Annotated in this window: 14 protein-coding genes; 12 read left to right on the top strand and 2 right to left on the bottom strand. The window is 46.2% G+C overall.

Going from position 1 to position 16,241, the window contains the following annotated elements:
* Positions 1-206: 206 nt before the first annotated feature.
* The 4 genes from cotE (at position 207) to BTO30_RS15160 (ending at position 5,786) form a co-directional block, all read left to right on the top strand.
* Positions 207-707 (top strand): outer spore coat protein CotE, encoded by a 501-nt coding sequence (cotE, locus tag BTO30_RS15175; protein ID WP_075399546.1) that lies wholly within the window; start codon positions 207-209, stop codon positions 705-707.
* An 83-nt stretch (positions 708-790) separates the two neighbouring features.
* A complete protein-coding gene (gene mutS, locus BTO30_RS15170; protein WP_211272852.1) occupies positions 791-3,364 on the top strand; it encodes a DNA mismatch repair protein MutS in 2,574 nt (857 codons plus the stop codon).
* Positions 3,365-3,390: 26 nt separating this feature from the next.
* Entirely contained in the window at positions 3,391-5,214 is a 1,824-nt protein-coding gene (gene mutL, locus BTO30_RS15165) for a DNA mismatch repair endonuclease MutL (protein ID WP_075399544.1), read from the top strand.
* Between the two features lie 11 nt (positions 5,215-5,225).
* Positions 5,226-5,786, top strand: a complete 561-nt coding sequence (locus BTO30_RS15160) for a glycerol-3-phosphate responsive antiterminator (protein ID WP_075399543.1) — start codon at positions 5,226-5,228, stop codon at positions 5,784-5,786.
* Between the two features lie 282 nt (positions 5,787-6,068).
* Here the strand turns inward: BTO30_RS15160 and BTO30_RS15155 are convergent, their stop codons facing one another.
* On the bottom strand, positions 6,069-6,827 hold the full coding sequence (locus BTO30_RS15155) for a polyphosphate kinase 2 family protein (RefSeq protein WP_075399542.1): 759 nt from the start codon (positions 6,825-6,827) through the stop codon (positions 6,069-6,071).
* A gap of 241 nt (positions 6,828-7,068) precedes the next feature.
* On the opposite strand from BTO30_RS15155, the gene BTO30_RS15150 reads away from it, so the two are divergent.
* The 7 genes from BTO30_RS15150 (at position 7,069) to BTO30_RS15120 (ending at position 14,093) form a co-directional block, all read left to right on the top strand.
* Entirely contained in the window at positions 7,069-7,884 is an 816-nt protein-coding gene (locus BTO30_RS15150) for an MIP/aquaporin family protein (protein WP_075399541.1), read from the top strand.
* A gap of 13 nt (positions 7,885-7,897) precedes the next feature.
* Positions 7,898-9,388: a glycerol kinase GlpK gene (gene glpK / locus BTO30_RS15145; protein WP_075399540.1), complete on the top strand. Its 1,491-nt coding sequence runs from the start codon at positions 7,898-7,900 to the stop codon at positions 9,386-9,388.
* A gap of 141 nt (positions 9,389-9,529) precedes the next feature.
* Complete coding sequence (locus tag BTO30_RS15140; RefSeq protein WP_075399539.1) at positions 9,530-11,155, top strand: glycerol-3-phosphate dehydrogenase/oxidase; 1,626 nt, start codon at positions 9,530-9,532, stop codon at positions 11,153-11,155.
* A 55-nt stretch (positions 11,156-11,210) separates the two neighbouring features.
* Positions 11,211-12,152 carry a tRNA (adenosine(37)-N6)-dimethylallyltransferase MiaA gene (gene miaA / locus BTO30_RS15135; RefSeq protein ID WP_075399538.1) on the top strand — a complete coding sequence of 314 codons (942 nt, stop codon included), beginning with the start codon at positions 11,211-11,213 and terminating at the stop codon, positions 12,150-12,152.
* 42 nt (positions 12,153-12,194) lie between these two features.
* Positions 12,195-12,428, top strand: coding sequence for an RNA chaperone Hfq (hfq, locus tag BTO30_RS15130; protein WP_075399537.1), 234 nt, complete (start codon positions 12,195-12,197; stop codon positions 12,426-12,428).
* 76 nt (positions 12,429-12,504) lie between these two features.
* On the top strand, positions 12,505-13,407 hold the full coding sequence (locus BTO30_RS15125) for an AAA family ATPase (protein WP_143331987.1): 903 nt from the start codon (positions 12,505-12,507) through the stop codon (positions 13,405-13,407).
* 50 nt (positions 13,408-13,457) lie between these two features.
* Positions 13,458-14,093 (top strand): TetR/AcrR family transcriptional regulator, encoded by a 636-nt coding sequence (locus tag BTO30_RS15120; protein WP_075399536.1) that lies wholly within the window; start codon positions 13,458-13,460, stop codon positions 14,091-14,093.
* 66 nt (positions 14,094-14,159) lie between these two features.
* On the opposite strand, the gene BTO30_RS15115 is transcribed toward BTO30_RS15120, so the two are convergent.
* Positions 14,160-14,762, bottom strand: a complete 603-nt coding sequence (locus tag BTO30_RS15115; RefSeq protein WP_075399553.1) for a trimeric intracellular cation channel family protein — start codon at positions 14,760-14,762, stop codon at positions 14,160-14,162.
* A 155-nt stretch (positions 14,763-14,917) separates the two neighbouring features.
* On the opposite strand from BTO30_RS15115, the gene BTO30_RS15110 reads away from it, so the two are divergent.
* Positions 14,918-16,180 carry a methionine gamma-lyase family protein gene (locus BTO30_RS15110; RefSeq protein ID WP_075399552.1) on the top strand — a complete coding sequence of 421 codons (1,263 nt, stop codon included), beginning with the start codon at positions 14,918-14,920 and terminating at the stop codon, positions 16,178-16,180.
* Positions 16,181-16,241: the final 61 nt, after the last annotated feature.

Below are 16,241 nucleotides of genomic sequence, written 5' to 3'. Positions count from 1 at the left end.
AAACGAAAAAATCCGGCGGGTACTTTTCAAGAACCCGCCGGATATTCTTCATTTAAGAGGCTTTTGAGACAGCCCCAATTTTTTTGTCATCCCTGACCTGATGCAGATTGAAAAAAGGCAGCTGACAAAAAGCGTAAATTTATGGGCACACCACTCAATCCCCCTGCATACAATACAGAGACTAACAAAGAGGAGGGACGCACATCTTGAGTCAATATCGCGAAATCATCACGAAGTCCGTCGTCGCCAAAGGCAGAAAGTACACGCAGACACACCATACGGTCTTACCGCCCAATAAGCCGTCCGGCATTCTCGGCTGCTGGATCATCAACCATGAATATAAGGCAAAAAAAGCCGGGGATAAAACAGAAGTATTCGGCACATATGAAATTAACGTCTGGTATTCCTATCATAATCATACAAAAACTGCGGTCGTAACTGAAAAAGTGGAATATAAAGATAAAATTAAACTTTCCTACCGTGATGATGACAGCAAGGGTGATGACGATGTGTGGGTAAAAGTGATTCAGCAGCCAAACTGCCAGGAAGCCGTTATCAGTGACTGCGGCACGAAAATTAACGTGCAGGCGGAGCGTGAATTGTCTGTAGAAGTAACGGGTGAAACGAAAATAGTCGTGTCCGTTAACTCGTTTGAAGATGAGTGGGAATGTGAGCGGGAAACGGCGGAAGAACATGATTCCAAATAATAGCGCAGCGGGAAGCAGACTGTTTTCCCGCTTTTTTCTGTGTGCTATACTAGCATAAGAAGACCGACAGAGAGGGATTAATCATGGCACAATATACTCCAATGATTCAGCAATATTTACGTGTAAAGGCAGACTATGAAGATGCCTTTTTATTTTTTCGCCTCGGCGACTTTTATGAAATGTTTTTTGACGATGCCTTGAAAGCGAGTCAAATTCTTGAAATTACATTAACCTCGCGTGACGGCGGCAGCGAAGACCGCATCCCGATGTGCGGCGTGCCCTATCATTCGGCCAAAGGATACATCGAAAGACTGATTGAAGCAGGGCATAAAGTAGCCATTTGCGAGCAGCGGGAAGATCCGAAGCAGGCAAAAGGCGTGATCAAACGTGAAGTTGTTCAAGTCATCACACCGGGTACGATGATGGAAGGAGCCGGTATTCAAGAAAAAGAAAATCATTATCTTGCGTCATTTGAGCGGTCCGGAAGTGAATATGCCATTGCGGCGGCAGACTTGACAACAGGTGAATGCCGTACAGCTGTTTTTCAATCATTTGACGGCGCACTGCACGAACTTGCGGCATACGGTGTCAAAGAAGTCATCACGAATGGCACGTGGACGGAGAATGAAATAAAGCAAATGATAGGCCGTCTTGGTGCGGTTATTTCCGTTGAAGAAAATACAGATGAATTTGAATTTGACGCGCTCATGACAAAATTAACGCATTCCTTACTGAGAAAAGGAACTGCCCGTCTTTATCATTACCTGCACCGCACGCAAAAGCGAAACCTTGATCACTTGCAGCCGGCAGAGCAATATGAAATCCGCGATTATATGAACATCGATTATTTTTCGAAACGAAACCTTGAATTGACGGAAACGATCCGTTCTAAAGGACGGAAAGGGTCGCTTTTATGGCTGCTGGATGAAACAAAAACAGCAATGGGAGGGCGGCTTTTAAAGCAATGGATCGACCGGCCGCTGTTAAATGAAGCGGACATTAACCGCCGTCTGGACATCGTGGAAACGTTTATGGCGAATTTTTTCGAACGGGAAGAACTGCGTGAACAGTTAAAGGAAGTATATGATTTAGAGCGCCTCGCAGGACGTGTCGCCTTTGGCAATGTGAATGCGCGTGACCTTGTTCAGCTGAAAAAATCACTAGGGCAAATTCCGCTGTTAACAAATCTATTAAAAAAAATTAATGGAGATGAAGTGCAGCAATTAGCGGACAAGCTTGATCCGTGTACCGAATTGTATGACCTGCTCGACCGCGCACTGATCCATGAGCCGCCTATTTCCGTGAAAGAAGGCGGCATGATCAAGGACGGATTCCATACACAGCTTGATGAATACCGGGATGCTGCACGGAACGGAAAACAGTGGATCGCGGAGCTCGAAAAAGAAGAGCGTGAAAAAACAGGCATTAAATCACTGAAAATCGGCTATAACCGTATTTTTGGCTATTATATAGAAGTGACAAAAGCCAATCTCCATTTCCTTGAAGAAGGGCGGTACGAACGAAAGCAGACACTCGCGAACTGTGAGCGGTTTGTGACGCCGGAGCTAAAAGAAAAAGAAACGCTTATTTTAGAAGCCAATGATCAAATGATGGAGCTTGAATATGAGCTTTTTTCTCAGCTGCGGGAGAAAGTGAAGGAATTCATTTCGCGTCTTCAGCATCTTGCCCGGACAGTTAGTGAAATAGACGTTCTTCAATGTTTTGCCGCCATCAGTGAATCGCGCCGGTTTGTGCGTCCAGTATTTTCGCAAGACCGGACGATGATCATTGAGGAAGGACGCCATCCGGTCGTAGAAAAAGTCATGGATGCCCAGCTGTTCGTACCGAATAATTGTCTGATGGGACCTGAACGGGACATGCTGCTCATTACAGGTCCAAATATGTCAGGGAAAAGCACCTACATGCGGCAGACAGCTCTCATTTCCATCCTGGCGCAGATTGGCTGCTACGTTCCCGCTGAAAAAGCGATCCTTCCTATTTTTGATCAAATTTTCACACGAATTGGCGCCGCGGATGATTTAGTTTCCGGCCAGAGCACCTTTATGGTCGAGATGCTGGAAGCAAAACATGCGATTGTCAATGCAACGGACCGCTCGCTTATTTTATTCGATGAAATTGGGCGGGGAACATCCACATATGACGGGATGGCACTGGCGCAGGCTATGATTGAATACATTCATACAAACATTAAAGCGAAGACATTGTTCTCCACCCATTACCATGAATTGACGGTGCTGGATCAGTCGCTTACACACGTTCAAAACGTTCATGTAACCGCTGCGGAGCAAAACGGAAAAGTCGTCTTTTTGCATAAAGTAAAAGACGGTGCCGCCGATAAAAGTTACGGCATTCATGTGGCGCAGCTGGCCGGTCTTCCGGAAGATGTGATCGCTCGTGCCGATGAATTGCTGCACTCTCTTGAAAATAAAAAAGACAAGCCGGCCGTCGTTAATGAAGGGCAGCTTTCGTTTTTTGACGAGCCTGAACCAGTGAAAGAGACAGCTCCAAAAGAAGAACAGTCACTCATTTCAACGCTTTTAAGCTATGACATTATGGAAATGACACCATTAGAAGCGATGAATACACTCTATGCGCTGCAAAAATCAGTGAAGAATCGAAACGGCGTTAAAAGATAATGTGAGAACGAAAAAGAGGTGATAAAATGGGCATCATTAAGCAGCTCGATGAATCGCTGTCCAATAAAATTGCCGCCGGTGAAGTAGTGGAACGTCCGGCTTCCGTCGTGAAAGAGCTAACTGAAAATGCACTGGACGCCGGCAGTACGGTCGTGGAAATTGACGTGGAAGAAGCGGGCCTTGCTTCGATCCGCGTCAACGATAACGGCGACGGCATCGATCCAGATGACGTCGAACGCGCCTTTTACCGGCATGCGACAAGCAAAATTAAAGATGAAAACGATCTGTTTCGTATTCGAACACTCGGCTTTCGCGGTGAAGCCTTGCCGAGTATTGCTTCTGTCTCCGATTTAATCATGACGACATCAACCGGTGAAGAAGCCGGCACGGAAATTGTTCTGTCCGGCGGTGTCATCCAGTCAAAAAAACCGGGTCTGGCACGAAAAGGAACCGAAATCGTTGTCTCTAATTTATTTTTCAATACACCCGCCCGTTTAAAATATATGAAAAGCGTGCATACCGAACTTGGCAATATTACAGACGTTGTTAACCGGATGGCACTCAGCCGCCCCGACGTCTCATTCCGTCTGCGCCATAACGGCCGCGAACTGCTGAAAACAAACGGGAACGGGGATGCGAAACAAGTGCTGGCGGCCATTTACGGAATCAGCATCGCCAAAAACATGATTCCAATCTCGGCTCAATCACTGGATTTTGACGTGTCCGGCTTTATTTCGCTGCCGGAATTGACCCGGGCCTCACGAAATTACATGTCGATAATGGTGAATGGCCGGTTCATTAAAAACTTCAAAGTGTCGAACGCTATTTTAGAAGGCTATCATACCTTTTTGCCGGTCGGCCGCTATCCGATCGTGCTGGTCAATGTAAAAATGGATCCGATTTTAGTCGATGTAAATGTCCACCCGTCCAAATTAGAAGTTCGTTTCAGCAAAGAACAGGAACTATGTACGCAAATCACTGCCGCTGTTAAAGAGGCGCTCCGTAAAGAAACGCTCATACCGGATGCTTTACCAACGTTAAAAAAACGAAAGGATTTCACCGAACAGCGTGCGTTTCAATTTGAGGCATCAAGGCCGTCTAAACCGGTGCTTCCGCCGTCAGAAGAAGTCAAAAAGCTGTATGATCCCGTATTTTACGATGAACCGGTAAAAGAACCGGCACCGATGATCCCATTTTCGGATGCGCCTGAACCACCGGATGTGCGCGAACCAGAACCTGAACGCGAACCGGAAAAACCGTCTGCTAAACGAATGCCGCCGCTGTATCCTATCGGGCAAATGCACGGCACCTACATTTTTGCACAAAACGAAAACGGCTTATATATGATTGACCAGCATGCCGCTCAAGAAAGGTTGAAATACGAATATTACCGCGAAAAAGTCGGACAGGTTGAAAATGAACTGCAGGAACTGCTCATTCCGATGACATTTGATTTTTCAGCGGATGAATGGCTTAAAATTGAAGAAAACCGTGCTTCTCTTGAAGAAGTCGGTGTGTTTTTAGAACCGTTTGGCGATAAGTCGTATATTGTCCGTGCGCATCCATCATGGTTTCCAAAAAATGAAGAGCGCGAAGTTATTGAAGAAATGATTGAAGAAGTGCTGCAGATGAAAAAGCCGGATGTGAAAAAAATTCGTGAAGAAGCGGCGATTTTAATGAGCTGTAAAGGATCGATCAAAGCGAACCGTCATTTACGGAACGATGAAATCGAGCAGCTGCTGCATGATCTGCGGGAAAGCGAAGATCCATTTACATGCCCGCACGGCCGGCCGATTGCGATTCATCTATCCAACTATGATATCGAAAAAATGTTTAAACGAATTATGTAAGGAGGTGCTTTATGTCATTTAATGGACAAAAAATATTGCCGGCTATCCGTTCAATGAAAGATTTTGAAAAAATGCTGGACATGAACTTTGAATACGGTGTGTTTTTAGATTTGCACATCGGCATGGTAAAAAGCGTGATGGATCTGGCGCGCCAGTACGAGAAAAAAATGTTTGTCCATCTTGATTTAATCAGCGGGCTGACCGGGGATGAACATGGGGTGGAATTCATCGCCCGTTACGCGAAACCGCACGGCATTATTTCTACAAAAGGGTCGGCGCTCATCAAAGCAAAACAAAAAGGACTTATTGCTACGCAGCGGGCGTTTATTCTCGATTCAAATGCATTAAGCCGGAGTGTGAAACTCGCGCAAAAAGCGGATCCGGATTTTATTGAGGTGCTGCCGGGTGTAGCGCCGAAAATTATTGAAGCGATCCGCCGGGAGACAGGTAAGCCGATTTTTGCCGGCGGGTTAATTGACACGAAGGAAGAAGTAGCGGCTGCGCTTAAAGCGGGGGCATCAGCTGTTACGACTTCTGATATTGCCCTGTGGAAAGAATTTGAAGGTGAATGAATGGGAGAGATGAGGATGTCCCATAAGTATGGGGGGAAGGCCGGATTCTGAGCCATTTAGGCCGATTTATCGATATGAAAGCCGGATTCCGCCTCTTGAAGGCCGAATTTACGGGAATTCGGCCCAAATTACAAGGAAACCGGTCCAAAGTGCAAGAAATCCGGTCATAGAAATGAAAAAGGGGTTTCTTATTAAGCTTTTGAGACATCCCCATCTACTTTCTATATCGATGGCCGGCTGGTCCTTCGCCACCTGCAGTTTATGGGAAAGCTCCACCTTTTATTATGCGCCAAATAATGAATATTCAGGAAGATTTAATCCTGATTCGAGTACATATTTTTCGATATGTTCGACCGTTTTCCGCAAAATTGTGACCCGGGCATATTTTTTATCATTTCCTTCGATTACATGCCATGGTGCGTAGTCGTGATCGGTACGGCGCATCATTTCTTCGGCCGCATCTGTATACGCATCCCATTTGTTGCGGTTGCGCCAGTCTTCTTCTGTTATTTTCCATCTTTTGAGCGGATTATTTTGACGTTCTTCAAACCGGCGCAGCTGCTCGTCTTTTGATATTTGAACCCAAAATTTAATCAAGATGTACCGGTCATCCGTCAACAGCTTTTCAAAATGATTGATTTCATCGTATGCCCGCTTCCATTCCTCTTTCGCTGCGTATCTTTCAATTCGTTCGACTAAAATACGGCCGTACCAGGAGCGGTCAAAAATCGCAATTTGACCATGCTGCGGGAGTTTCCGCCAAAAACGATGCATGTAGTGATAGCGCAATTCATGAGGAGCCGGTGCGGAAATCGGATGAACAACAATACCGCGCGGATCAAGCTGAGCGGTCAACCGTTTAATGGCGCCTCCTTTCCCGGCAGCGTCCACTCCTTCCATTGCAATAAGGAGGCCGATTTTCTCCCGAAACAAAAGCTGCTGCAAACTGAGCAGACGGCGCTGATATTTTTCGAGCTCTGTTTTGTATTCTTTCTTCTCTATAGACTTATGCTGCTTTAATTGATTTAAATTGACTTCCATTTCATCTCCTCCTGTTTTTATCATACCGAAAAACAGACACCTTTGAAACAATCGAAAAAACAATTGACACCGCTTCCATTTGCGTGTAGGATAAATATAAGTTCATAAATTTGTGAAAGAGAACATGGAGACTCACATTGACACCCGCCAGCGGGATCAGTGTGAGTTTTTTTGTTGTCCGGCCTTTTATGCGATCCCGGGTGCGTATAAGGCAGCGAAAAATCGAAAGGATGGATTTAAAATGACACCTTTTATGGGAGAGTTAATTGGAACAGCCTTATTAATTATATTTGGCGCAGGGGTGTGTGCGAATGTAAGTTTAAAAAAATCATTCGCTGAAGGAGCCGGCTGGGTCGTGATTGCTTTCGGCTGGGGATTCGCCGTGACGATGGCCGTTTATGCGGTCGGTACTGTAAGCGGTGCCCACTTAAATCCGGCTGTCACCCTTGCGCTTGCTGTCAATGGTGCCTTTCCATGGTCAGATGTTGTATTATATGTAACAGCGCAAATGATCGGCGCGATGATTGGTTCAGCAGTTATTTACCTGCATTTTTTGCCTCATTGGGAAGAAACGCCGGATGCCGGTACGAAACTCGGTGTTTTTGCCACATCGCCGGCTGTGGAACGGCCGCATGCGAATATATTAAGCGAGATCATCGGAACATTTATTTTAATTACAGGGATTTTTACGATTGGTGCGAATGAGTTTACAGAAGGACTTAATCCATTGATCGTCGGTTTTTTAATTACAGCGATCGGATTATCACTCGGCGGAACGACTGGATATGCGATCAATCCCGCACGTGATCTCGGTCCGAGAGTGGCCCACTTTTTATTGCCGATTCCGGGAAAAGGGCACTCGAACTGGAAGTATGCATGGGTGCCGGTTGTGGGTCCGATTGCAGGCTCCATATTAGCGGCTCTTTTTTATAAAGGCTTTTTCTTAAATGAAGGGACAAGCGCTTTTTACATTGCACTGGCTGTATGCGCCGTCATCGTGATCTTGATTAAGTACGTGTCAGCCGGAGCCGTTGTGCAGGCTTATACGCAAAAATAAGGAGGAGTTTCACATGGAAAAATATATTATGTCGATTGACCAAGGAACGACAAGCTCACGGGCGATTTTGTTTAATAAAGACGGGGATATCGTTCATTCCGCTCAAAAAGAATTTACGCAGCATTTTCCGAATCCGGGCTGGGTGGAACATGATGCCAGCGAAATTTGGGGTTCGGTGTTAGCCTGTATGGCAACCGTTTTAACTGAAAAAGATATTCAAGCCGGACAGATTGAAGCAATCGGTATTACGAACCAGCGTGAAACAACGGTTATCTGGGATAAAGAAACAGGCCGTCCGATTTATCATGCGATTGTATGGCAGTCCCGGCAGACGGCGGATATTTGTACGGAAATAAAACAAAGCGGACATGAGCAGACGTTCCGAGATAAAACTGGTCTCCTTGTTGACCCCTATTTTTCCGGGACAAAAGTAAAATGGATTCTCGACAACGTGGAAGGAGCGCGTGAAAAAGCGGAACGCGGCGAATTATTATTCGGTACAATGGATACGTGGCTCATCTGGAAGCTGACAGGCGGCCAATCACATGTCACAGACTATTCCAATGCCTCCCGTACGCTCATGTTTAATATTCATACGCTCGAATGGGATCAAGAGCTGCTTGATATTTTAGGTGTTCCAGAATCGCTTCTGCCGGAAGTGCGTCCATCATCAGGTGTGTACGGGAAAACGGCGCCATTCCACTTTTTCGGCCAGGAAATTCCAGTGGCGGGTGCGGCAGGCGATCAGCAGGCGGCGCTGTTTGGACAAGCCTGCTTCGAGGAAGGAATGGCAAAAAATACGTATGGAACCGGCTGCTTCATGCTGATGAATACAGGTGAAAAAGCGGTGAAATCGGAGCATGGTCTTTTAACAACGATTGCCTGGGGCATCGATGGAAAAGTGGAATATGCGCTGGAAGGCAGTATTTTCGTGGCAGGTTCGGCCATTCAATGGCTTCGTGATGGATTGCGTATGCTGAAAAATGCCGGTGACAGTGAGCAGTATGCAGAGCGTGTTGCGTCAACGGACGGGGTGTACGTTGTTCCGGCCTTTGTCGGATTGGGCACACCATACTGGGAAAGTGACGTGCGCGGGGCGGTATTCGGATTAACACGCGGCACCGAAAAAGAACATTTTATCCGTGCGGTGCTGGAATCATTGGCGTATCAAACGAAAGATGTCCTCGAGGCAATGGAAGCTGACTCCTCTATTTCGTTGAAAACATTGCGCGTAGACGGCGGAGCGGTCAAGAATACGTTTTTAATGCAATTCCAAAGTGATTTATTGGATGTGCCGGTGGAGCGGACAAAAATTAATGAAACGACAGCACTTGGCGCCGCGTACTTGGCCGGTCTTGCGGTTGGCTTCTGGAACGACCGTTCGGAAATTTCCCGAAACTGGAAAATTGCACGCACGTTTGATCCGAACATGGAAGACAGTGTTCGGGATGATTTGTACAATGGGTGGAAAAAAGCTGTGAAGGCGGCTATTGCGTTTCAATAAACAGGTATGATACAATAAACTCAAGTTAATACATTGTCCGGAGAACTGGAGAGACCTGAAAGCAAAACAGCGATGACTGTTTTGCGATTTCAGGTCTCTTTTTGTTTTTTTCGGGTAAATGACAATCAAGGGGATGACGATATGAACTTTTCTAATTATAGCCGCAAAGACCATACGGACAAACTGAAAAATGACACATTTGATGTGCTTGTTATTGGCGGCGGCATTACAGGAGCCGGAATTGCACTCGATGCGGCGATGCGCGGCATGAAAACAGCGCTCATAGATATGCAGGATTTTGCGGCCGGGACATCAAGCCGCTCGACAAAGCTGGTGCATGGCGGGCTCCGCTACTTAAAACAGCTGGAAGTGAAAATGGTGGCGGAAGTCGGGAAAGAACGGGCGATCGTCTATGAAAACGGTCCCCACGTCACGAAACCTGAATGGATGCTTTTGCCGCTTCATGAAGGCGGCACATTCGGAAAGTTTACCACTTCCGCCGCTCTTCGTGTTTATGATTTCTTAGCCGGAGTCAAACGTTCAGAACGCCGTTCGATGCTGTCCGTGACTGAAACATTGAAAAAAGAACCTCTTGTAAAAAAAGAGGGACTTAAAGGCGGCGGCTACTATGTGGAATACCGGACAGACGATGCCCGTTTGACGCTGGAAGTGATGAAAAAAGCGGCCGAAAAAGGGGCGGTCTGTGTCAATTATGTGAAAGCGGATCGTTTCCAATATGAGAATGGCCGCGTCACAGGCATTGAAGCAGTCGATCAAATCAACGGCAGCCGCTTGACGATTTCCGCTAAAAAAGTCATTAATGCATCCGGTCCGTGGGTTGATTCGGTCCGCAAAAAAGACGGCGGTGAAAATGGAAAGCAGCTTCGCCTGACAAAAGGTGTCCATATTGTCATAGATGAATCGATCTTTCCGCTTCATCAGGCTATTTATTTTGACACGCCGGATAAACGAATGGTGTTTGCGATTCCACGGGACGGAAAAACGTACGTCGGCACGACTGATACATTTTACGAACAGGATCCGATTCGCCCGGATGTAACGGATGAAGACCGGGCTTATTTGCTTGATGCGATCCGCTTCATGTTTCCATCTCTCCATGTGAAAGAATCAGATATTGAATCATCGTGGTCAGGGGTCCGTCCGCTTATTTATGAACAGGGAAAAGATCCGTCCGAAATTTCACGTAAGGATGAAATTTGGGAATCGGAATCGGGCTTGCTCACCATTGCCGGCGGGAAATTGACCGGTTACCGTAAAATGGCGGAAACAATTGTCGATCTGGTGGCGAAACGCTTAAAAGAAGAGACTGGCATCATTTACAGTCCTTCGGAAACAAAACATTTGCCGATATCCGGCGGAGATGTGGGTGGTTCTGCGCACTTCCCGGCGTTTGTGAAAGCAAAAACAGCCGATGGGATGGCGAAAGGATTTTCAGAAGACGATGCCCGCTTTTTAGTCCAAATGTACGGATCGAACGCGGATCAGTTATTCGCCCATAAACATGAGGATAAGCTGCTGCCGGATGTGTTATACGCACAGCTTATGTACGCCGTTGAAAAAGAAATGGCGTATACACCGTCCGACTTTTTTATCCGCCGGACGGGTGCCCTTTTGTTTGACATCAAAACGGTCCATCAATATAAAGAGGCGTGTACGGACGTTCTGGCCGATTATTTCGGCTGGACGGATGCAGAAAAAGAAAAGCACGCTCTTGAATTGGAAGAGGAAATCGCCGCCTGTTCGTAACGGTCTGAATCCGCTATAATAAGGATACTGACAAATGAGAAGGCTGTGAGATAAGGTGACGAAAGAAAAAGTAGCGGTCATTATCGGACCGACTGCATCCGGAAAAACAGACTTAAGTATTTTTGCGGCGAAGCAGTTAAACGGGGAAGTGATCAGCGGGGATTCGATGCAAATCTACCGCGGGCTCGATATTGGGACGGCGAAAGTGACAAAAGAAGAAATGGACGGAGTGCCGCACCATTTAATCGATATTAAAAATCCGGATGAATCATTTTCCGCAGCTGAATTTCAGCGGCTCGCCCGGGAAAAAATATCAGAAATAAACGCGAGAGGCAAACTGCCCATTATTTGCGGCGGCACTGGTCTTTATATCCAATCAGTTTTGTACGATTATCAATTCGCCGGAGACGGGCGTGATGATGCAGTCCGTAAACGGTTAGAAGAAGAAGCGGAAAAAACGGGCGCCGCTGCCATGCATGAAACATTGCGGTCCGTTGATCCGGCAGCCGCTGCAGCGATCCACCCGAATAATGTACGCCGCACGATTAGAGCACTCGAAATTTTTTATACGACCGGCCGCCTGGCATCCGAGCAGCAAAGCGCTGAAAGGCCGGATGAAAAATACGACAGCGCCATTGTCGGCCTGACAATGGAGCGGTCTGTATTATATGCAAGGATCAATAAACGGGTAGATAAAATGATCGCTGCCGGCCTTTTAGCGGAAGCAAAAAAGCTTTATGACCTCGGACTGAAGGACGCGCCGGCTGTTCAGGCAATCGGCTATAAAGAATTGTTCGGCTATTTAAAAGGGCATCAGTCATTGGAAGAAGCGGTGGATCTTTTAAAACAAAATTCCCGCCGTTATGCGAAACGGCAGCTGACATGGTTCCGCAACAAAATGGATCTTGAATGGGTGGATATGACAGATGAAGCGCTTCGTGATGAAAAAAAACAACAAATTTGCGCATTGCTGGCAGGAAAGCTGAATCTGAGATAGAATAAGTAATAATGGATTTAGATAGAAAGAGGAGGACGAAGCATGAAACAGCCGATTAACATTCAAGATCAATTTTTAAACCAGCTGCGCAAAGATAACACGATGGTCACGGTTTTTTTATTGAATGGGTTCCAGCTCCGCGGCCTTATTAAAGGGTTTGATAATTTCACCGTACTGGTTGAAACAGATGGAAAGCAACAGCTCGTTTTCAAACATGCCATTTCTACATTTGCTCCTCAGCGCAGTGTCAGCTTGAATTTTGATGAACAAGAATAAGGAATACGGACCCGCTAAAACGCGCGGGTCTTTTTTTGTGCAGTTCGCATACATTTTAGGAAGAGGAGGGCGAGTCATGAAGCAGATCAATCAGCCGGGCCGCATTCATGTCGTCCTGCAGCCGAAAGAAAAAACAGCGCCGGCAGCGGAACCCGACTGGCGCCGGCATCCTGACCACGAAACACTTCTTGATATTGAAAAAGAACTGGAAAAGCTGATCGGCCTCGCCGATTTAAAAATACTCGTCCGTGAATTGTATGCCGCAGCGTACATTAATAAAAAACGAATAGAAGCAGGCATTGAGACAAAAGGACAGATGCTTCATATGATGTTCACCGGCAACCCAGGCACAGGGAAAACAACCGCGGCACGTATTATCGCGGCGATGTTTAAACAGCTTCGCATTTTGGAGAAAGGCCATTTTATTGAAGCGGAACGGGCGGATCTTGTTGGCGAATACATCGGTCATACAGCCCAAAAAACGCGCGATCTTGTCAAAAAAGCGATGGGCGGTGTACTGTTTATTGATGAAGCGTATTCGCTGGCGCGCGGTGGGGAAAAAGATTTCGGCAAAGAAGCGATCGACACCCTTGTGAAACAAATGGAGGACCATCAGAACGAGTTTATTTTAATTTTAGCCGGCTACCCGCGGGAAATGGCGCATTTTTTAACCCTTAATCCCGGTCTTCATTCCCGGTTTCCGATTTCCCACCATTTTAAGGATTATGACGTGGAAGAGCTGTATCAAATTGCCGAGCTGACGGCAAACGAAAAGTGCTATGATATTGATGCTGCAGCAAAACCGATATTATTGAATAAAATCGAGGAAGAAAAGAGAAAAGAAGGCTTCCGCTTTGCCAATGGGCGCAATATTCGCACGATGATTGAAAAAGCCGCGAGAAAACAGGCACTTCGCTTAATGAAAAAGACGGCGCATTCCAAGAAAGAACTGAGGCTGTTAAAAGGAGAAGATTTTTGAATTGTCACAATAATGACACATATGGTAAAATGTCGAAAAGGATGTTGATAATGAAGAAGAAACCTGTAAAAGAAAGAATCATTGAAACCGCGTTAATTATGTTTGAAAAGCATGGCTATCATGGTGTCACGGTCGATCAAATCGTCGATGAATGCGGCACGTCAAAAGGCGGCTTTTACCACAATTTCAAATCGAAAGATGAGCTGCTTTATCATATTCACGACGTCTTTATTTCCTATTTGCTCAATAAAGCGAAGGAATCGTATGATAAAGAAACCGAACCCGTTTCGAGAATGTGTGCGATTATAACATCGTTTACGAAAATCTTTGATCTGTATAAGCCGCACATTACCGTTTTTTATCAGGAAAGCACGTATTTAAAAGGACATTTTGAAACACAAATTAATGAAAAACGGGATCAATACCGTCAGCTGCTGCTGCAGATCATTCGTGAAGGACAGTCAGCCGGCGATTTCCGGCGTGAAGTACCCGCAGAAATTTCAACGATGGCGATCATGGGCATGATCAACTGGATGTATAAATGGTTTAAAAAAGAAGGAGAGCTTTCCCTTGAAGACATTGCCCGTATTTTTAACGACATGATGCTCCATTCCCTGCTGACCGAAGAAGCGATGAAGTCAGGTAAAGGAGATATGTTTCTTCTAAAAACAGAGCCGGTCAAATAAGAAGGCTCTGTTTTTGTTTGTATAACGAACAAGCACCTGTCCCGGGATTCAGGCAGGTGCTTCATTTTAAAGCTTTACTGTTCGTTTTGGCAAATGCCAGCTGTATTTATAAGAAAGTATGCGCAAAAACGTAATAAACATAAACAAAATGATGAGCTGAGCGGGTGTTTGTGTGCCGCTTAATGCGATAAATACACCGGCGAGCGCTGCCCATACACCGTATACTTCATTTCGCAAAAGTGCCGGCTTCCGCTGGGCGAGCACGTCGCGGACAAGTCCGCCGCCGCTTCCTGTTAATACCGCCGCCACAACGACGGCGCTGAGCGGGTGTCCCATGCCGGCTGCGTACAAAGCGCCCTGAATGGCGAAAGCAGACAGTCCGATCGCATCAAAAAAGTTGCCCCATACCGGCCAATGACGGAGCAGGTTTTGCGGAAACAAAATGACCGCTGTAATCGATAAAATCGCAATCGTAAAAAATTCTCCCTGTTCCCACAATGCAGACACGGGTACGCCGATTAATAGGTTCCTGATGGCTCCCCCGCCAAATGCGGTAATCATTCCTAATATATAAATGCCAAATAGATCATATTCCTCTTCCATTGCCACAATTGCTCCTGAAATGGCAAAAGCGATGGTTCCAATCACCGTAAACACATCCCATGTAATCTCCATCACGAACCTTCTTTCATCCGAAATGTTAAATGTTCGGCTTTTATTATAATACATGAATTGGCAAAGAGCTACTTTTTCTTTCAACAAAACGGTCCTTTTGCTATGATAAAAAAAGTGAAAAAGAAAGAAGGATTATAATCATGACCAGTATGTTTGATTTATTAAAAAACGGTGCTTTAATCCGTGAAAAAGCAGAAGAAGCCGAGCGGAAAATTGCTTCTGTACATAAACAGGCGGAGCAGATGGCTGAATACAATCAATTCCGTGTGCTGCAAAGCTTTCAAAAAAATCAGGTGAGCGATTTTCATTTTACTCCGTCGACCGGCTACGGCTACGATGATTCCGGCCGGGACACACTTGAGCAGGTATTTGCAGACGTTTTTGGAGGGGAAAGCGCGCTTGTGCGGCCGCAAATTATTTCCGGCACCCATGCCATTACGATTTCTTTGTTCGGGATTTTACGCCCGGGGGATGAACTCCTCTATATTACGGGGAAACCGTATGATACGCTTGACGATATTATCGGCATCCGTGAAGCTGCCAACGGGTCCCTGAAGGAATTCGGCATCAGCTACCGTCACGTGGACCTCAATGAAAATGGCCGCCCTGATTTTGCAAGAATTCGTGACAGCATCACGAATAAAACAAAAATGGTGGCGATTCAGCGCTCGAAAGGATACGCTGTCCGTCCTTCCATTACAATAGAAGAAATCGCTGAAATGTGCCGCTTTGTGAAAGAAATCAAGCCGGATGCTGTTGTATTTGTGGACAACTGTTACGGTGAATTTGTTGAAAAAACAGAACCGCTTCATGCAGGTGCGGATTTAATTGCCGGTTCCTTAATTAAAAATCCGGGCGGCGGGCTGGCCAAAACAGGCGGCTACATTGCTGGTAAAAAAGAATATGTGGAAAGCTGTTCTTATCGTATGACATCCCCGGGAATCGGTGCGGAAGCAGGCGCAAGCTTGTACAGCCTGCAAGAAATGTATCAAGGGCTGTTCCTTGCCCCGCACGTTGTGGCGGAAAGTGTAAAAGGGGCGATGTTTACAGCAGCCATGCTTGAATTGTTTGGCATGAAAACAACGCCCTCATGGAACGAACCGCGCACCGATCTCATTCAAGCTGTTCAATTTGACGACCGGGACAAAATGGTCGCGTTCTGCCAGGCGATTCAATTTGCGTCACCTGTCAATTCGCACGTCACTCCGCAGCCCGCTTATATGCCGGGCTATGAAGATGACGTGATCATGGCAGCCGGCACATTCATTCAAGGTGCAAGCATTGAACTTACGGCTGATGGTCCATTGCGGCCGCCATATGCCGCTTATGTGCAGGGCGGTCTCACCTACGCTCATGTTAAAATCGCCGTGACAAGCGCGATTGATCATTTAATCCAAGAAAATTATTTGTAAAAAAAGTTTAATTAAACAGGCTTCAGAAGAAAGACAAACCCGCTTTCAACTCATCAAGTTG

Origin of the sequence: Domibacillus antri, assembly GCF_001936625.1 — a bacterium.
GTDB classification, from domain to species: Bacteria; Bacillota; Bacilli; order Bacillales; family Domibacillaceae; genus Domibacillus; species Domibacillus antri.
The sequence above is the reverse complement of the archived record's forward strand: the minus strand, read 5'-3'. Positions and strand labels throughout refer to the sequence as shown.

Excerpts from the sequence above, each read along its gene's own strand:
- mutS (WP_211272852.1), top strand. The coding sequence starts at position 791 with ATGGCACAATATACTCCAATGATTCAGCAATATTTACGTGTAAAGGCA.
- mutL (WP_075399544.1), top strand. The coding sequence starts at position 3,391 with ATGGGCATCATTAAGCAGCTCGATGAATCGCTGTCCAATAAAATTGCC.
- BTO30_RS15160 (WP_075399543.1), top strand. The coding sequence starts at position 5,226 with ATGTCATTTAATGGACAAAAAATATTGCCGGCTATCCGTTCAATGAAA.
- BTO30_RS15155 (WP_075399542.1), bottom strand. The coding sequence starts at position 6,827 with ATGGAAGTCAATTTAAATCAATTAAAGCAGCATAAGTCTATAGAGAAG.
- BTO30_RS15150 (WP_075399541.1), top strand. The coding sequence starts at position 7,069 with ATGACACCTTTTATGGGAGAGTTAATTGGAACAGCCTTATTAATTATA.
- glpK (WP_075399540.1), top strand. The coding sequence starts at position 7,898 with ATGGAAAAATATATTATGTCGATTGACCAAGGAACGACAAGCTCACGG.
- BTO30_RS15140 (WP_075399539.1), top strand. The coding sequence starts at position 9,530 with ATGAACTTTTCTAATTATAGCCGCAAAGACCATACGGACAAACTGAAA.
- hfq (WP_075399537.1), top strand. The coding sequence starts at position 12,195 with ATGAAACAGCCGATTAACATTCAAGATCAATTTTTAAACCAGCTGCGC.
- BTO30_RS15125 (WP_143331987.1), top strand. The coding sequence starts at position 12,505 with ATGAAGCAGATCAATCAGCCGGGCCGCATTCATGTCGTCCTGCAGCCG.
- BTO30_RS15120 (WP_075399536.1), top strand. The coding sequence starts at position 13,458 with ATGAAGAAGAAACCTGTAAAAGAAAGAATCATTGAAACCGCGTTAATT.
- BTO30_RS15110 (WP_075399552.1), top strand. The coding sequence starts at position 14,918 with ATGTTTGATTTATTAAAAAACGGTGCTTTAATCCGTGAAAAAGCAGAA.